Source organism: Corallococcus sp. AB011P (assembly GCF_003611605.1).
GTDB lineage: Bacteria > Myxococcota > Myxococcia > Myxococcales > Myxococcaceae > Corallococcus > Corallococcus coralloides.
In genome coordinates, this window is the sequence record NZ_RAVX01000030.1 from 1 (window position 1) to 17,024 (window position 17,024).

The 17,024-nt window shown below is 67.4% G+C and carries 11 protein-coding genes and 1 tRNA gene; 6 read left to right on the forward strand and 6 right to left on the reverse strand.

All coding sequences use genetic code 11. The features are described 5' to 3' along the window. Positions 1 to 320: 320 nt before the first annotated feature. Complete coding sequence (locus D7X30_RS38540; protein WP_120567980.1) at positions 321 to 1,274, forward strand: hypothetical protein; 954 nt, start codon at positions 321 to 323, stop codon at positions 1,272 to 1,274. A 461-nt stretch (positions 1,275 to 1,735) separates the two neighbouring features. Here D7X30_RS38540 and D7X30_RS38550 read toward each other — a convergent pair. Continuing rightward, positions 1,736 to 1,809 (reverse strand) — tRNA-Arg (locus tag D7X30_RS38550). Positions 1,810 to 2,080: 271 nt separating this feature from the next. Here D7X30_RS38550 and D7X30_RS38555 point away from each other — a divergent pair. Next, positions 2,081 to 3,379, forward strand: a complete 1,299-nt coding sequence (locus tag D7X30_RS38555) for a hypothetical protein (RefSeq protein WP_120567981.1) — start codon at positions 2,081 to 2,083, stop codon at positions 3,377 to 3,379. Then, a complete protein-coding gene (locus tag D7X30_RS38560) occupies positions 3,379 to 3,729 on the forward strand; it encodes a DUF2019 domain-containing protein (RefSeq protein WP_120567982.1) in 351 nt (116 codons plus the stop codon). The genes D7X30_RS38555 and D7X30_RS38560 overlap by 1 nt, the downstream gene beginning before the upstream one ends. 179 nt (positions 3,730 to 3,908) lie before the next feature. Here D7X30_RS38560 and D7X30_RS38565 read toward each other — a convergent pair whose 3' ends face one another. Continuing rightward, positions 3,909 to 5,792 carry a DUF262 domain-containing protein gene (locus D7X30_RS38565; protein ID WP_120567983.1) on the reverse strand — a complete coding sequence of 628 codons (1,884 nt, stop codon included), beginning with the start codon at positions 5,790 to 5,792 and terminating at the stop codon, positions 3,909 to 3,911. Between the two features lie 923 nt (positions 5,793 to 6,715). Between D7X30_RS38565 and D7X30_RS38575 the strand changes: the two genes are divergently transcribed. Continuing rightward, positions 6,716 to 8,305 carry an MBL fold metallo-hydrolase gene (locus D7X30_RS38575; RefSeq protein ID WP_120567985.1) on the forward strand — a complete coding sequence of 530 codons (1,590 nt, stop codon included), beginning with the start codon at positions 6,716 to 6,718 and terminating at the stop codon, positions 8,303 to 8,305. 63 nt (positions 8,306 to 8,368) lie between these two features. Here the strand turns inward: D7X30_RS38575 and D7X30_RS38580 are convergent, their stop codons facing one another. Together D7X30_RS38580 and D7X30_RS38585 are read right to left on the reverse strand one after the other, a co-directional pair. Then, positions 8,369 to 10,783 carry a PAS domain-containing protein gene (locus D7X30_RS38580; RefSeq protein WP_120567986.1) on the reverse strand — a complete coding sequence of 805 codons (2,415 nt, stop codon included), beginning with the start codon at positions 10,781 to 10,783 and terminating at the stop codon, positions 8,369 to 8,371. 1 nt (position 10,784) lies between these two features. After that, a complete protein-coding gene (locus D7X30_RS38585; RefSeq protein WP_120567987.1) occupies positions 10,785 to 11,216 on the reverse strand; it encodes a response regulator in 432 nt (143 codons plus the stop codon). A gap of 246 nt (positions 11,217 to 11,462) precedes the next feature. On the opposite strand from D7X30_RS38585, the gene D7X30_RS38590 reads away from it, so the two are divergent. Beyond that, positions 11,463 to 12,215 (forward strand): ATP-binding protein, encoded by a 753-nt coding sequence (locus tag D7X30_RS38590; RefSeq protein ID WP_158619462.1) that lies wholly within the window; start codon positions 11,463 to 11,465, stop codon positions 12,213 to 12,215. Continuing rightward, positions 12,212 to 14,785, forward strand: a complete 2,574-nt coding sequence (locus D7X30_RS38595; protein ID WP_120567989.1) for a response regulator — start codon at positions 12,212 to 12,214, stop codon at positions 14,783 to 14,785. Before D7X30_RS38590 ends, D7X30_RS38595 begins: the two co-directional genes overlap by 4 nt. Here the strand turns inward: D7X30_RS38595 and D7X30_RS42125 are convergent. Further along, complete coding sequence (locus tag D7X30_RS42125; RefSeq protein WP_158619463.1) at positions 14,753 to 15,238, reverse strand: DUF3592 domain-containing protein; 486 nt, start codon at positions 15,236 to 15,238, stop codon at positions 14,753 to 14,755. The two genes, D7X30_RS38595 and D7X30_RS42125, sit on opposite strands and share 33 nt — an antisense overlap. Before the next feature lie 44 nt (positions 15,239 to 15,282). Beyond that, positions 15,283 to 16,956, reverse strand: a complete 1,674-nt coding sequence (locus D7X30_RS38605; protein ID WP_120567990.1) for a protease pro-enzyme activation domain-containing protein — start codon at positions 16,954 to 16,956, stop codon at positions 15,283 to 15,285. Between the last annotated feature and the right edge of the window lie 68 nt (positions 16,957 to 17,024).

The window sequence follows — 17,024 nt, forward strand, 5'->3', positions numbered from 1 at the left end:
TCGCCCTTGAGCAACCGGAGCACCGCCTCCTTCTTGCGCTTCGCCGAAAACCGACCGCGCTCCGACGTCCTGTCCTGCTTCTGCTGCTTCTTCACATCCACCTCACACGGGGGAGGTTATTCCCCCAAAGAGGTGTCTCAAGAAATCCTGGGGCGGAGGAATCCCATCGGTGGGCTGCCTTCGGCCCTCACCTGACCATTGAGCATGACGTACCTCGCTTCGTGCGAGGGGCGTGCAGGGTTGCGCTGGTCGCGGCCCTCTCCTTCCCCGTCGTTGCTCTCCTCGTGCCCTCCCTCTGGAGCGCATGGCAGGCATGGGCCATGGCGCTCCTCGCCTGCGGGTGGGCCGCCCACCAACTGACGTCCGACTGGAAGGTGCTGCTCAACAAGGAAACACAGCTCTTGAAGCTGCGGTCCGGTGTCGGCGTGTTCTTCTCCGCGAACACGCACCCTCTCGAGTCTTTTACGTCCGTGGCCCTCTCCCCCCGCGGAAAGGCGGGTGGAGGAGGCTCCAGCGACTGGGGATTCTACTCGGTGGAGTTGAAGTCCCCGACACGAACCGTGGCGGTGTCGGGGAGTAACGACCGGGAAGAGGCGCTGGAGCTCGCCCAGGCCCTCTCTCGTTTCCTGGGCGTTGATTTGAGTGTGGACGGCGGACATGCGCGCCCCGCGGACGCCCGTCTCGAAGCAGCGCCACTTGAGGGCGAGCAGGCGATACCTTCACTCCCCCCAGGCAGCCGTATCCGGGTCCGGCAGAGTGCGCAGGGGTTGGTGTTGCAGCTGCCAGGCTGCGGCTGGAGGCCCCTGTTCGTAGTGAAGGCGGGCATCGCGCTTGTCATCGCGGTAGGTGGGCCCACCGTCTTCGGGCTGGCCTGGGTGCGCACGTTCGGCCCTCGACAACTCACCTCCGCGGAGCCGCTGACTGCCCTCGCCGTCTTCCTTTGTCTGGGCGGACTCCTTTTGTGGAGTGTCATCCGGGAGGTCAATCAGGGTTGGTCTCTCGCCGCCTCCTCACGGGGGATTGAGCATTCACGCACCGGGGGCGGGAAGCCGCGAGAAGTCACACGACTCCCGTCGTCGCAAATCGAGGACATCGACCTGCGTGAGACGGAGGAAAAGCTCTTCCGGAGCTTGACCGTCGTCATCGAGCACAAGAAGGGCTTCGTGCGGATGGGGGCGGGGCTGTCCCGAGAAGAACTCGAATGGACGGAAACCATGCTGCGCCGAGCGCTGGCAACACGCGGGTGTCAGGGCAGAGGCGACGCAGAAGCATGATTCACGGAGTGTCGCATGAGTGCCGCCGCAAGAGGTGGCACGCTCGCGCGAGGAGGCGCGTGCCCCATTCCGCCAAGGGTCACCAGGGTCTCGCGTGGCAAGGTCTCCGCGAGGAACCGGGCATTGGACGCGGGATGGGTGGGGTCCTCCGGGGCGGCGATGACAAGCGTGGGTACGGTGACCTGCGTGAGATCCGCGAGCCAATCCGGAAGGGTCGGCTCGGGCATGGGCCGTCGAAGGCATCGAAGGGAATCACGTGGCCGTTGAGCCTGCGCCAGTTTTCGACCCGCATCCCAGGTGGACGCCCTGGTGTCTCGATGGTCATAGCGGATGACCCGGTAACGCCGGGCGAGAAGGGCCACGAGCGCATCCGGCCCATCGGACTCCCAAGGTCGCGGCGCCTGCCCAACCGCCCTTCCCCGCCCCGACGAAATACCCAGTCGGAACGGGGGGTTGCGAAGTGACCCCGACAGGAATCGAACCTGTGGCCTGCGGTTTAGGAAACCGCCGCTCTATCCAACTGAGCTACGGGGTCGGAAGTGCGGGAGTTATAGCAGGGGGCTCGGCGCACGCAACGGGTCTGACACCCGGGAGGGCGGCTCTGTCCACCTCGCGGCGAAGCCCCTGGTGCCACCGGACTGGAGAGACGTCCACCGAGCCGATCTCGTCCTGCGCCACCTTCGAGCAGCGGCTGGCCGAAGCGTACGTACGGCTGCGCGCCGTTGAGACCTTCGTTCAGGGGCTTGTTCGTCTCTGGGGCGACCTTTCAGTAGACTGGAACTCTCCACGAAGCTGGAAGGCGTCTCATGGCAACTCGTCTGGGCGTCACGCTCCTGCTCCTCGTCCTGCTCAATGCGTGCGCCACGCCGCGTGTCATCCGCCTCGACACGGGGCAGGGCGCGCCCCTGGAGTTCAGGCCGTCGTCCTCCTCGAACCCGCCCGTAAAGATGGACACGGAAGCCTTCGAGGAGGCGCTGGCACAACTGGTGCTGGATGTGCCCCTGACGCTCCGTGCTCCGCAGCAGATTTTACTGGTGCGCGCTTCCCACCCAGGTACCCGTGATGACAGCCGATGGCAGCGCTTGATGCGCAAGAGCTTTGGCGGCCTCTGCGATCCGGGCCAGCGCAGGGACCACTGCCTCTCCCTTCTCGATGACGGGATAGGCTTGGGCGAGTGGGACAAGCTGGGCGTTGCCTTGGGGCTGTCGCTGGAGCCCCTCAAGGAAAGCATCGCTCGGGCGGTCGAGAAGACCCTGGCGCCCCAGCTCTTCTACACGGTTATCGCCACGGGCCTCATCACCTGGGCCGTGCTGGCGGCCAATCCCGAGCCGGTGTTCACCAAGGCGGCGGCCATCGTCTCCGCGGTCCTGCTCATCTATCTAGGTGTGGAGACGTTCCTGGAGGTGGTGGACGCCAGCCGGGAGCTGAAGCGGGCCACCGACCGGGCCACGACGTGGATTGAGCTGGATCAGGCCGGTCAGCGCTTCGCCAACAGGGTGGGACCGGAGGTGGCGCGCGTCTTCGTGCTCGCGGTCACCGTCGTGGTAAGTCAGGGCATGACCGGAGGCGCCGCGTGGCTGGCCTCGCGGCTGTCGATGCTGCCTGGCTACATGGAGGCTGCGGCAGCCGGGGCATCACGGCTCGGCATCAACCTCGCGAACGTGGGACAGGTGAGTGCGGTAGCCGTGGAGGGAAGCACCGTCGTCATCTCCCTGCCTTCCACGGCGGTCGCCATGGTGGCACAGGGCTCACGAGGAACCGCAGCGGGAAGCAGTCCTGCCGGCGTCAGATCCTGGGGCTCGTTCAGTGGCCTCAAGAGTGCCATGGGCTCGGCGGGACCTGGCAAGAACTGGCACCACATCGTTGAGCAGACGCCTGGCAATGTGGCTCGGTTCGGGCCTCATTCCCTGCATAACACCGAGAACGTCATCTCTCTGGAAGAAGGGCTGCACACCCAGGTGAGCGCCTTCTATTCACGGAGGAATCTGAGGGTCACCGGCTCGCGAGATCTCACGGTGAGGCAATGGCTGAGAACTCAGTCTTACGAGGCCCAGCGTGCATTCGGATTGCAGACGATCGCGAACATCAGGAACGGAGTCTGGTGATGAAACTCGAAGAACTGGTTGAGCAATTCGCCCGCCAGGTGCAAGCAGAGACAGAGGCCGGCTGGCTGGGAGATGCTAAAGCCGCTAACAGGCACGTCGATCAATACCTCGCAGTATTCGATAAACTCCGCGCCCGGGGAGATACAGGACGCGATGCGCTTGCTGATCTTTTCAGACATCCACGCATGGATGTCCGCGTTGCAGCGGCGGCGTTCCTTCTCCGCCACCGCACGGAGGAGGCCAAGGCAGTGCTGGAAGAGGCCGCGAAAGGCACTGGGATGGTGCCCTTCGAGGCGCAGCAGGCCTTGAAGCGGTGGGAGGATGGTACCTGGGCCTTGGACCCTGAATGACCCTGCGAAACCTCAAAGGGACGAGCATGGAGGAACTCGTCCAAGAGTACGCGCAGGCGTCGGTTGTGTACGGACAAGCGATGTCCGCTGCGAATCATCGTGCTCCTAAACGGCAGCGGGCTCGCCTCTTCCAGACAGGTGACGACGTCGGGAGACCGATTGTCCAGAGTCAAACCGTTCTAAGCCGACTGCGGGGCCGGGCGAGGCCATATCTTCAGCGCCTCCTCGAACAGCGCCTTGCCGCGTCTTTCGATCGCATCCTCGTCCCATGTCCCGTACTGGTGGAGTTGCTGATTGATCGGAAGGAGAGACACCTTCAGCAACTCGGGCTTCTTCACAGCCCAAGCCGAGTTGGAGACGGACGAGTTCAGCCCCTGCGTGACAATCGTTAGATTCCCTAACGTTTGTAGGATCGCATTCCGGCGGCGTGAGGCTACCCCCCCCTCATCGTCAGAATCGGCGTCGAAGAGTTCCTTGGGAGAGAGCCCCTTATTGCCGCCGGGAAGCGGCCAATGCTCGACCCATTTCTGCGGCATGAGGTGCTCAATCGTGAGTGGGCTATCGATCGTGATGCACTCACTGAGCTTCGTGAGGTGTTCGTTGCTAATTCGCCGAAGGATGTGTCCCAGCCTTGCGTTGTTGAGTTGCTCGTAGGCATTGACCGTGAGCCACGTCTCGGAAAACTCCGTGTCGGTCGGCCACCCGGACGACTCTCCCGAGAGCGCCACGAGTGCGGCTTCGAGGTTCTTGCCCGATGGGCCAACCTCCTTGAGCGACTTCGTGAGGCTAAGGAAGACCCGATTGTACGCCTTCGTCGTCCAGCCGAGAACCGCCCGGCGAAGGAGGTATGATTCGAGGACCACCGAGATGGTCTTCCATTCCCCCTCCGATAGATTCGAATCGAGCAGGAATAGCATCAGCGGATAGGCAGTCCGGATGTCGAATCGCTCAAGGAAGGTCGCGAGTTCGAATACGACGTCACCCGGTTCGGGCGCGACGATTCGCCGGAAGTGGTCCCGCTGCCTCGCCAGGGTTGCCAACTCCTTCGTCACATTCTCAAAGGGCCGCGCCCTTTCTATCCAGAACTTGTACTCGACAAACAGGTGTTTGATGGGAATGTCGACGAATTGTCGGCTCGACAAAAAATGTTGAATGAACAGGTCGCTGCGGGGACGGACCAAGCGGCCTTGGCGGACCTCTTCGCGCCAGAAGTCGTCGTCGAATCCCCGCCAATACTTCTCGTAGAGATCCTCCTGCGGCTCGCCCTGCCTCGCGGCTCGCAAGAAGATGTGATTTCGCAGCAGATCGGCGGGAAGCAGGGGCTCCCCCCGCGCATTCAGCGTCTCGAAAATCACTTGAGCGTCGTCCTCCTTCTCAAGATCAATCGATACGACCTGCAGGGCATTCTTGAGCGCTTGGAACGCATCATCAATCCTCACCGCCAAGGGCTGGTCAGCGGCGAGTGGCTTTTCCTGGTCGGTCCCAAGGAAAAAGTCCCGGATCGAATCGCTGAAGAACAGGTACGCCTCCACCATTCTCGGACGCGGATCGTCCTTGCGTGCGTACTTCCGCCGCGTCAGGGGGTGCTTTGTCTCCACGGCGGCGCGAGAAAGCGATCCGACGACGTCGCAGAACTGTGCCCGGTCGAGCTGTGTTGGCCAGACCTTGAACTTGTCAACCTCTGGGTTGGCCAGAATACCCTTGTTGAGGGTGAAGCTCTCAAGTTCGCTCGCGAGATCCTCGCACTTCTGCTCGCGGCAGAAGTCACGAAGGGCCGCGAGAAAGATCTGGAGCGTAGTCAGACGCTGCTGGCCATCGATCACCTGCCGCTTCTCGACGTGCGTGGACGGAGTCTGCTTCTGATCGAGAACCATGGCCCCGAGGAAGTGGACCGGCGCGTCCTTACGGCCGTTGAGGTACTCAGTGAACTTTCGTTCGATGTCTTCCCAGAGAGGTTCCCACTGCTCCTCGCGGCTCCAGACGTACTGCCGCTGAAAAAGCGGCACTTCCAGCCGCATCTTCTTCTCGAATAACGCCAGCAGCGTAACAGCATTGGCTTTCATGTGGGCGCCTCGTGCAGTGCAACAGCCGCATTCACGAACTTGCGAACTACCGTCCGGAGATTCGCACTCTCGGCCTTTGTCGCCGAGTGAAATGCGCGGTGCCAGCCAAGCGGGAACGTCCGACGGCGGATGCCATCGTTCCCTCGCCCAGTCTGCTGCTCGCGGTGCCTCACGTCGCCCCGCCCCCTGCGAGCAGATGGTCCAGAACTCCGCTGACAGCTTCTGTCAAATGTTCGGAGGACAAAGCCAATGGACTGAAGTCCTCATAGACCCACTCGCGGCGGATGCTTCCGAGGGCAATTGGTCGCGGAGACTCTTCGAGTTACAGATGCCCTTCGTGCAGCCATGCTCACGGTTGAGGAGGCAGTGCGCGCCACGGGCATTCACACCCGTACCGGTGAGCGTCGAGGTAGTTGTCGCGTGGAAGGATTCAGCCGAGGCGCCTCACCTCCTGCACCGCCGGGGTGAGGTTCGGAGCGGGGCCAAAGCGGACGGTACCAAGCCATGAAGGGGCGCCGCGGGAAGCTGGGGCGGTGCTTCAGCGTGCGGATGAGAGCCTCGGAAAATGCGTAGTCGTCCGAGACGCGGGGGCGGCTGAAGGAGGGCGTGACGCCCAGCCACCGCATCCGGGCCCACTCTGTCCACCGCCCCCTGAACGGGTACGAGGTCGGCGGGCGTCCATCCCCCCACTTTGGGCCCGCCCCATCCGGACGCTGGAGCCCGCTGCCAGGATGTATGTCTTTGATGAATACGCCTGCCCGCCATGGGACGCGGCAGGCACGTCAAGCGTGATCCGCGGCCCTGCTTCCAGGCCTGACCGGAAAGTCCGCACCTTGAAGTCAGGCCGGGAATCGTCAAAATTGGCGGCCCATCCGCGTGCGTCCGGGCCCCACGGTTCCGGCGGACGCCCTCGCGAGACCTCCATGCTCGACCGCCCGATGTACCTGAAGCCCGATGTCGCCATCGAGCCGCTGTTCAACCAGTGGTACGTCTGGTGGTACCTCATCTCCCCCGCCACGGCGCCGCTGTTCGTCTCCCGCCTGCACCTGAAGCTGATGCAGTCGTTCGTCGCGAACCCGGACGTGCACGTGGCCGCGCTGCAGAACCCGGCGCTGATGGGCGGCCCCTTCATCAACCACCCCGTGTCGCGCGTGAACGAGGTGAAGGCGCTGCTCGACCGCACCACCCGCGAGCAGGCGGACATGCTGGCCTACACCAAGGCCTTGTCGGACCTGGAGCAGCTCTTGGCCAGCTCCAAGGGCGAGTCCCTGGAGCCGCTCTACGCCAAGGTGCCGGACATGCTCCGCGGCTTCGTGGAGCTGCACTACGACCTGGCCCACCGCGCCAACGCCCGCATCATGGAGCCGCTGCTCTACCGCAGCAGCCTCTACAAGGAATCCGCGCAGAGCATCTCGCTGATGCGCGTGGCCGGTGACGCGCGCAAGTACGTCTTCAGCACCCCGCGCCTGGAGGGCGATTCGCCCCTGTGGCTCCAGGTGCCCTACCGGCACGAGGGCATCGACGCCCTCTTCCGCATGCGCCACACGCCGGGCAGCCCCGGGCACGTGGCGGAGATGCTGGGCGTGCCGTCCTCCGCCGCGGAGGCCTTCGCGGACCTCTTCACGGAAGCCGCCCCGCGCAAGCCCGAGCCGTACACCGGTTCCGGCGTGCGCGTGCGCTACTTCGGCCACGCGTGCGTGCTGATGGAGACGCGTGAGGTGTCCGTCCTCACCGACCCCGTCATCAGCTACGAGCACTCCACCGCGCAGGGCCGCTACACCCACGCGGACCTGCCGGAGAAGATCGACTACGTCCTGATCACGCACGGCCACGCGGACCACCTGATGATGGAGACGCTGCTCCAGCTGCGTCACCGCATCGGGACCATCGTCGTGCCGCGCTCGAACGCGTACTCGCTGGCGGACCCCTCGCTGCGCCTGGTGCTGGAGAAGACGGGCTTCAAGAACGTCATCGAGATCGATGACCTGCAGGAGATTAAAATCCCCGGCGGGTCGCTGATGGGCATCCCCTTCATCGGCGAGCACAGCGACCTGGCGGTGCAGGCGAAGACGGCGCACCTGGTGCGGCTGGCCGGCCGCTCGCTGCTGATGGCCGCGGACTCCAACGCGCTGGAGCCGCGCATGTACCAGCACCTGTCGGAGCTGGTGGGCCCGCTGGACGCGCTCTACCTGGGCATGGAGTGCGAGGGCGGCCCGATGAGCTGGATGTACGGCCCGCTGCTCAGCCAGCCCCTGCCGCGCAAGATGGACCAGTCGCGGCGGCTCAACGGCTCCGACAGCGCCCGCGCCACGGAGATCCTCAATCACCTGAACCCGAAAGAGGTCTTCATCTACGCCATGGGCCAGGAGCCCTGGCTGCGCCACGTGATGGTGCTCCAGTACGACGAGACCGCGCCCCAGATGATCGAATCCAACAAGTTCATCGAGGTCTGCAAGGGCCGCGGCATCCCCGCCGCCCGGCCCTTCCTGAGCATGGAGCGCATCCTGGAGTAGCCGCGCGCCCGCTCCCGGTGGCGCCCCCTCCTCGGATGAGGCAGGGCGCCCCGGGGGAGCGCGTCACGTCTTGGGCCAGGTGAAGCGGAACGCCGCTCCCTCACCCGGCACGGAGTCCACCCAGGCCCGGCCGCCGCGGGTCTCGACGATCTTCCGCACCACGGACAGCCCGATGCCGGTGCCCTCGACCTTGTCGCGGCTCTCCAGCGTCTGGAAGATGCCCCAGATGCGCTCGTGGAACTCCGGCGCGATGCCCGCTCCGTTGTCCGCGACGGTGAACTCGTACTGCTCCCCCGCGTCCCGCCACGTCACCTGGATGCGCGGATCCGGCCGGTGCAGGCGCGTGAACTTGAGCGCGTTCCCGATGAGGTTCAGGAACACCTGCTGCAGCTTCACGCGCTCGGCGCTCACCGTGGGCGCGCCCGGCTGCACCGCCACCTCCACCTCGGGCGGCGGGGCCAGGAGCTCCACCACCTCCTTGAGCAGGGCGCCCGTGTCCACGGCGGTCGGATCGCTCAGCTTGCCCGCGCGGGCATAGGTGAGGATGCCGTCGATGAGCGCCTCCATGCGGTGCACGCGGCCGTGCAGGAGCGTGATGAACTCGCGCGCCTCGCTGGTGAGGTTCGTGCCCAGCTCCTCCTTGAGCCACTCCGCCAGGTTGGCGATGCCGCGCAGCGGGGCCTTGAGATCGTGGGAGGCCACGTAGGCGAACTGATCCAGCTCGCGGTTGGACTGCTCCAGCGCCTGGGTGAGCCGCACCAATTCCCGCGCCCGCTCCTCCGCCTGCTGGCGGGCGCGCACCATGTCGGTGACCTCCACCGCGTGGGTCATCACGCCGAAGGTCCCCCCGTCCTCGTCGGTGAGCGGCTGGTAGACGAAGTTGAAGTACGCGTCGTCCATCCGGCCGAAGCGCGCGACCCGCACGGGCACCTCGTTGCCGACCACGGGTTGTTTCGTGGCGTACACCTGGTCGTAGAGCTCGAAGAGGCCCTGGCCCGCCAGGTCCGGGAACGCGTCCGGGATGGTCTTCCCCACCAGGGGGCGGTTGCCCGTCATCTGATCGTAGCCCGGGTTGACCACCTGGATGACGTGCTGGGGCCCGCGGGCCACCATGATGGAAGCGGGCGCCTGCATGAAGACCTGGGTCAGCCGGTTGCGCTCCAGCTCCAGCTGCTGCTCCAGGCGGTGCTGCTGGGTGATGTCACGCAGGGTGAGCACCACGCCCAGATGGACGCGGGTGTCGGTGTACACCGGGACGGCGCTGCCCTGGACGCGCAGCCTGTGGCCGTCGGGCGTGGAGAGGGTCCACACCTCGTTGAGGACGCGCTCCCCCCGCCCCGCCCGCGCCGGGGGCAGCTCGTCGGCGGAGAGCGGCGTGCCGTCGCCCCGCTCCTGCCGGAAGCCCTGGGCGGCGAAGGGCTCGCCCACGCGCAGGCCCGGGTAGAGCGTCCGGGCCATCTCGTTGAGGAAGCTGACGCGGCCCGCGGTGTCGAAGGTGATCACCGCGTCAGCGATGTGGCCCAGCATCGCGACGCGCTCGGCCGCCAGCGCTTCGATGCTCCTGCGCGCCAGCACCTGCTCCGTGGTCTCCACCGCGTGCGCCATGATGCCGAACACGCTTCCGCTCGCGTCCTTGAGCGGCTGGTAGACGAAGTCCAGGTAGACGTCCTCCACCGCCCCGGTGCCCTTGCGGTCCAGGCGGACCAGCGCGTCGTGCGCGATGTAGGGCTTGCCGGTGGACCTCACGGTGTCCAGCAGCTGCAGGAAGCCCTGGTCCGCGATCTCGGGCAGGGCCTCACGCAGGGGCTTGCCAATCAGGTCCCGGTTGCCCGTCAGCTGCTGGTACAGCGGGTTGGAGACGGTGAAGCGGTGCTCGGGCCCCTCCAGCACGGCGATGATGGCCGGGGCCTGCATGAAGACCTCGTACAGACGCTCACGCTCCGCGCGCGCCTCCGCCAGGGCGCGGTCGCGCTCGTTGCGCGCCCGGACCTCGCGGGTCACGTCGAAGATGGAGACGAGGACGCCGCCCACGGCGCCCGTCTCGTCGCGGACCGGGCTGTAGCAGAGCGTGAGGAAGAACTCCTCCGGGCGGCCATGCGGCGCGAGCGGGTACATCCGCTCCTCGTACGTGACCGTCTCCCCGTTGAAGATGCGCGGGTAGATGGTCTCGTTGATGTGCCACACCTCCGGCCAGCACTCCTTGTTGCCCTGCCCCAGGCCTCCGGGGTGCTTGGTGCCCATGAGCAGGCGGTAGCCGTCGTTGTAGAACTGGTAGAGCTGTGGCCCCCACAGGACGATGAGCGGGAACTGCGAGCCCAGCACCATGCTCACCGCGGTCTTGAGGCTCTGGGGCCAGGTGTCCACGGGGCCCAGCGGATGCGTGCTCCAGTCCTTCGCCCGGCACAGCGCGCCCAGCTCTCCGCCGTCGGGGAAGACCCGGGCCGCCGCGTCGGTTGCTGGCTTCCACTGCACGGTCATGTCAGGGCATCTCCACGAGGGTCCAGTACTTGTTGAGCGTGGCCATGACCTCCACGAAGTTGATGAAGGTGACGGGCTTGAGCAGGTAGCCGGCGACGTTCAGGTTGTACGCGTCGATCTTGTCCCGCTCGTCCGCGGACGTGGTGAGCACCACCACGGACACCGTCCGCAGCTCCGGGTCCGCGCGCAGCACGCGCAGGAACTCGATGCCGTTCATCTTCGGGAGGTTCAAATCCAGCAGCACCAGCCGGCGCCCCTCGGGCACCGCGCCGTTGCGCAGCATCTCCAGGCCCTCCAGCCCGTTGGTGGCCACGTAGAGGGGGTTGGCGATGTGGTTCTTCTGGAAGGCGCGGCGGACGTTCATCACGTCCACTTCGTCATCTTCAATCAACAGGATGTGCAGCGTCCTGTCACCGGCGGTGGCGGTGGTCATCTCAAGCCTTTCGAGCCTGCGCGGCGTCCAGACCCAAGAGGAGCCCGAGCACGCGGCATCTAGCGTTCGCTTCCGTTCGGATATCAGGCACCTTCGGGCAACTGTCTGCTTCCTGACGCGACCCTCCGCACGCCTGCTCGGGAGGGCGCCTGGAGAGTGTCGACCATCCTTCACTTCGCACCCATGGGTTGAGGGCCCTCGCGCGGGGACGGTATGGCGATAGGCCCTGTGCGCCGTCCCCCTCCCATGGATGACTCCCAGAAGACGAAGGAAGAGCTCCTCGAGGAGCTCCATGGCCTGCGCAAGGCCTTGCGCCAGAACAGCGCCGACCTGGAGCAGTTCACCTACGTGGCCAGTCACGACCTCCGGGCCCCGCTGCGGGGCATCTCCAACCTGTCCCAGTGGCTGGAGGAGGACCTGGGGCCGCAGCTGTCCCCGGGGTCGCGCAGGCAGATGGAGCTCTTGCGCGGACGCGTGCAGCGGATGGAGACCATGCTGGATGGCCTGCTGGACTACAGCCGGGCAGGCCGTGTCCACCACAAGCCCGAGTCCGTGGCGGTCGACCGGTTGATCCACGAAACGCTGGAGCGGCTGGCCCCCGGGCCTTCCGCGCGGCTGGAAGTGGGTCCCGGGATGCCGGTGCTCGTCACGGAGCGCCCCGCGCTCCAGCAGGTCTTCCGGCACCTGCTCTCCAACGCCCTGAAGCACGCGGGCCGCGAGGACGTGCGGATCCGCGTGGAGGTGGAGGCCACCCCCGCCTTCCACCACTTCCGCGTCGCGGATGACGGCCAGGGAATCGCCTCCCGCTACCACGAGAAGATCTGGAGTCCGTTCCAGACGCTCGTGTCGCGCGACAAGGTCGAGGGCGCCGGCATGGGCCTGTGCGTCGTCAAGAAGCTCGTGGAGGGTCGCGGCGGCCGGACCTGGGTCGAGTCGGCCGAAGGCGCGGGCGCCACGTTCCACTTCACCTGGCCCGGGTCCGAGGAACGCCTCACGTGAGCGACACCCCTGTCTCGACCTCCCCCATGGAAGCCACTCCCCCCACCGAGCGCCTGCGGCTGCTGCTCGTGGATGACGACGAGGTCGACCGGCTCCTGGTCCAGCGGCTGTTGGGCACGACCGGGCTCGCGGTGGACGTGGTGGAGGCCACGAGCGGGAGCGAGGCCCTGGAGCACCTGAAGGCGCGGTCCTTCGACGTCATCCTCCTGGACTTCTTCCTGCCGGGGGAAGACGGGTTCTGGGTGCTGCGCGAGCTGGGCCGCCTGGGTTCGCGCTCCCCCATCGTCGTCCTCACGGGCCAGGGCAGCGAGCAGATGGCCGTGGAGCTGATGAAGGCGGGCGCGTCCGACTACATCGCCAAGAGCCGGTTGTCCGCGGAGCGGCTGGAGCAGAGCCTGCGCCAGGCCATGCGGCTGCACCTGGCGGAGCAGCGGCACCGGGCGCTCGCGGAGGCCCTGCCGCAGATCGTCTGGACGGCGGGCCCGGACGGACGCCCGGACTACTTCAACCAGCGCTGGTACGACTACACCGGGTTGACGCCACGGCCCGCGGCGGTGGAGAGCGGGAGCGCGGCCACCCTGCTCCCCCGGGACGTCATCCACGCCGACGACATGGCGGGCTGCCTGGGCAGGTGGAGCGAGAGCCGGCTGGCGGGGGCGCCCTTCGAGTGCGAGGGCCGCATCCGGCGCCACGCGGACGGCGCCTGGCGCTGGCACCTCATCCAGGCCCTGCCGCTGCGCAACGCGCACGGCCGCATCCTCCAGTGGCTGGGCACCTGCACGGACATCGATGATCAGAAGCGCGCGGCGGAGACGCTGAGCTTCCTGGCGGAGGCGAGCACCATGCTCACCGCCTCGCTGGAGATGTCCGTCACGCTCGAGCGGCTCTCCGCGCTGATCCTCCCTCGGCTGGGCGACTGGTGCGCGGTCTACCTCCAGGACGACGACGGGCCCGTGCGCCAGGCGATGGTTGCCCACGTGGATGCCTCGCGGGTGCCGCTCCTGCGCGAGCAGCACCGCGCCTTCCCTCCATCCGCCACCGCCAGCCACGGCGTCGCGCGGGTGCTGCGCACGGGCGTGCCGGAGCTGGTGCCCGAGCTCACCGACGCCGTCCTCCATGAAGCTCTGGGCGAGGCCCTGGGCGAGGCGCTGGGCCCTACGGGCGACGACGCGCGGATCCGCCCGGGGTCGTGGATCATCGTCCCCCTGTGGGCACAGCGGCGCGTCTTCGGGGCGCTGAAGGTGTGCGCCCTGCCGTCCGGCCGCCGCTACGGCGCGCGGGACCTGGAGCTGGTGCAGGAGCTGGCGCGGCGGGCGGAGATCGCCATCGACAACGCCCGGCTGTTCGAGATGGCCAAGGCCGAGCACCTGGGCGCCGAGCAGGCCAACCGCGCCAAGGACGAGTTCCTCGCGGCGGTTTCCCACGAGCTGCGCACCCCGCTGATGGCGATGGTGGGCTGGACGCGGATGCTGCGCTCGGGGCAGCTGGGCCCGGAGAAGGCCGCCCGGGCCCTGGAGGCGGTGGAGCGCAACACGCAGGTGCAGACGCAGCTCATCGAGGACCTGCTCGACGTGTCGCGGATCATCACCGGCAAGATGCGGCTGGAGATCCGTCCGGTGGTCCCCGGCATGTTCATCGAGGCGGCGCTGGACTCGGTGCGGCACGCCGCCGAGGCGAAGGGCGTCACGCTCTGCGCCGAGCTGCCGCCGGGCACCGGCTCCATCCACGGCGACGCGGACCGGCTGCAGCAGGTGGTCTGGAACCTGCTCTCCAACGCCATCAAGTTCACGCCCCGGGGCGGCCAGGTCACCGTGCGACTGCGGTGGGTGGAGGGCCACGTCGGCATCGAGGTCCAGGACACCGGCCAGGGCATCCCCCGGGCCTACCTGGGCCAGATCTTCGAGCGCTTCTGGCAGGTGGACGGAAGTTCCACCCGGAAGCATGGCGGGCTGGGGCTGGGGCTGGCCATCGTGCGGCACCTCACGGAGCTGCACGGGGGCACCATCGAGGCAACGAGCCAGGGCGAAGGCCATGGCGCCCTCTTCCGGTTGACGCTGCCGTTGGCGACCGCGGCCTCGTCGCGGGGAAGCACGCCCCTCGTCCAGGTCCAGGCGCGCCAGGAAGTGCCCTCGCTCGATTCAGGAGTGCTGAAGGGCCTGCAGGTGCTGGTGGTGGACGACGAGCCAGACGCGCTCGAGCTGCTCACCGTGGTGCTGGAGAGCCGCGGGGCCCAGGTCTTCACGGCCTCCAGCGCCCGCGAAGCACTGGAGAAGCACCAGCTCCACCGCCCTCACGTCATCATCTCCGACATCGGCATGCCGGGAGAGGACGGCTATTCCTTCATCCGCAGGCTGCGCGCCCTGCCACTGGCGCAGGGAAGCCAGACGCCGGCCATCGCGCTCACCGCCTTCGCGCGGATGGAGGACCGCACCCGGGCGCTGCTCGCGGGCTTCCAGATGCACGTGCCCAAGCCCATCGAGCCGGCGGAGCTGATCATCGTCCTGGCCTCGCTCACCGGGCGGCACCCGCGGGTGGACTCACAGGTCCAGGCCGTCCGCCAGGCGCCGTGACCGCACGAACAGGAACAGCAGGCCGCACGCGCTCAGCACCGCGGACAGGCCCAACGCTCCCGCGACCCACATGAAAACGCGTGCGTCGCCCGTGCTCACCTCCAGCACGCTGCGCTCCGGGGCCCCTGGGGCGTAGTGCACCTTCACCGTGGCGCCCACCGGGTAGCGCGCCAGATACGCCGTCAGCTCCGCGCTGGGCTGGGAGTGCACGCTCAGGAACTCCCGCTGAGACACGTTGGACAGGGTCTCGCCAAGATACGAGCGGCCATCCACCTCGTAGGCGTAACGCGGCTTCACGTACCAATAGCGGCTGGACTTCGAGAGCCCGGTCTCCACCGAGATCGCGAGCATCCGCCCCGGCACCGTCGGCCGGGCCAGGAATGCCTGCTCCGCGAGGTGGAGCCGCCAGGCCAGATATCCCAGGAATAGGCCGAAGACCGTTCCCACGGTCACGATGGCTTTCAGGGTGGTGCGCAGCCACATGGTGGAGTGGGCCCTCAGTGCTTGCGGCGCTGGAGCCTGCGCAGGCCCGTCAGCAGCGCCTCGCCATCCGGCGTACCCAGGCCCGTGCACGCGTTCCACAGCGTCGAGTCGCTGGCGAAGTAGGCGCCGTTGCCGCCGTGGGTGATGCGACGGACGACGGGCTGTCCCTCGGTGACGAGCGCGTACAGCCGGGGGTGGAGGAAGCCCACGCGCTCCCCCAGCGCCTCGTTGAGGCGGACGATGAGCGCGGCCCACATGGGCGCCGCGGCGCTCGTGCCCGCGGCCACGCCCTGCTGGCCCTTGAAGACGATTTGATAGCCGGTGTGCAGGTCCGCGTTCGCCGCGACGTCCGGCACGCCACGGCCGGTGCTCCGGGACACTTCGAACACGCCGTTCTTCCATGACGACTTCACCAGGTCCGGCACGCCCATGCCCTGCTGGTACCGCGGCAGCGCGTTCATGGTGCTGACGCCGCCGCTGCTCGCGCCCGCGGCCGTGGAGCTGGGGCCCATGGACATCGCCTCGCCCAGGCGGTTCCACACGCGCTCGTGGTGGAGGACGTCCCCTACCGCCTCCAGCGTGGTGCCGCCGCAGCCCAGCACCAGCGCGCTCGCGGCGGGGTAGCTCGTCGCGGCCAGGGTGATGGCGCCCGTGGGCGAGCGGGCATTCACCGGCACCTGCGACCCCAGGTCACCGGACGCGGCGCACACGGTGATGCCCAACAGCGCCGCTTCGATGAAGAGCCGCTCGAAGGCCAGCTCCTCGCCCTGCTGGATGAGCGACCCTTCGTAGAAGGACCAGCTGGTGGTCAGCACCGACGGCCGGTTCTCCCGGTCGCTGATGGCCTCCGCCAGCACGCGGTGGTAGTCGCGCAGCGAGTAGTCCTTCGACCCCGCGTTGTAGACGACGACGCTCGCGGCCGGACACACCGAGGCCACCAGCTCCACGTCCATGGTGACCTCCGCGTTGGAGGCGGTGTTGAGGAGCCCCGCCTTGTTCGGCCCCACGTTCACCACCGGCGCCGTGCGCTCCACCCCCACGGACTTCAGGTACGCATCCAGGTCCGACTGCTTGTAGCCGCCCGCCAGCTCGATGATGCCCACGCACTGGCCTTCGCCCTGGTTGCGGGGATAGCGGTACAGGTTCGCCACCTGGGGCGCCGTGTACGTGCGCAGCCCGGCCTGCTTCGCCATCTCTTCGGGGATGGGCAGGGCCGCCGCGTTGTGGGTGACGAGCGGTCGCGTGTCCAGGCCCAGGACCCACTCCGCCACGCCTTGCAGCGCGCGCGGCAGGGTCACCGGCTTCGTGTGGGTCAGGTAGGAAGACTTCCCGTGGGTGTAGCGCCGCAGGTCCACCTCGAAGGCCTTGCGAATCGCGGCCGTGGACCCCTGGAGCACGACGTAGCTCCGGTCGCGCCGCTCGGAGGTGATGGTGAGTCCGTGGCTCTTCGCGAAGCGCCGCACGGCGGCCAGGTGCTTCGGGTTCGTGCCGTACTTCGCCTCGAACTCGTCGTGGGTGAGCGGGCGGCGCCGCGGGTTCGCGCACAGCTCCTCCACCGTGGGCAGCGGCGCCCCATGACGCAACAGCAGGGTGATCTCCACCGTGCCGGTGGCGGAGCGGCTCCGGAGCGGAGGGTGGAGGGACGCCGGGGACACACGCGCGCTCTGCGTCAGGGGGATGCGGGCCATGCGCGGCGTTCTACCACGCGGGGTCCGGGCTCCCGGAAGCCGGGGCCGGGTCGTATCCACGAGCGGGG

Bases quoted from the DNA above. Each gene is read 5' to 3' on its own strand.
- D7X30_RS38605 (WP_120567990.1), bottom strand. From the start codon at position 16,956: ATGGCCCGCATCCCCCTGACGCAGAGCGCGCGTGTGTCCCCGGCGTCC.
- D7X30_RS38560 (WP_120567982.1), top strand. From the start codon at position 3,379: ATGAAACTCGAAGAACTGGTTGAGCAATTCGCCCGCCAGGTGCAAGCA.
- D7X30_RS38565 (WP_120567983.1), bottom strand. From the start codon at position 5,792: ATGAAAGCCAATGCTGTTACGCTGCTGGCGTTATTCGAGAAGAAGATG.
- D7X30_RS38585 (WP_120567987.1), bottom strand. From the start codon at position 11,216: ATGACCACCGCCACCGCCGGTGACAGGACGCTGCACATCCTGTTGATT.
- D7X30_RS38540 (WP_120567980.1), top strand. From the start codon at position 321: ATGGCGCTCCTCGCCTGCGGGTGGGCCGCCCACCAACTGACGTCCGAC.
- D7X30_RS38580 (WP_120567986.1), bottom strand. From the start codon at position 10,783: ATGACCGTGCAGTGGAAGCCAGCAACCGACGCGGCGGCCCGGGTCTTC.
- D7X30_RS38575 (WP_120567985.1), top strand. From the start codon at position 6,716: ATGCTCGACCGCCCGATGTACCTGAAGCCCGATGTCGCCATCGAGCCG.
- D7X30_RS38555 (WP_120567981.1), top strand. From the start codon at position 2,081: ATGGCAACTCGTCTGGGCGTCACGCTCCTGCTCCTCGTCCTGCTCAAT.
- D7X30_RS38590 (WP_158619462.1), top strand. From the start codon at position 11,463: ATGGATGACTCCCAGAAGACGAAGGAAGAGCTCCTCGAGGAGCTCCAT.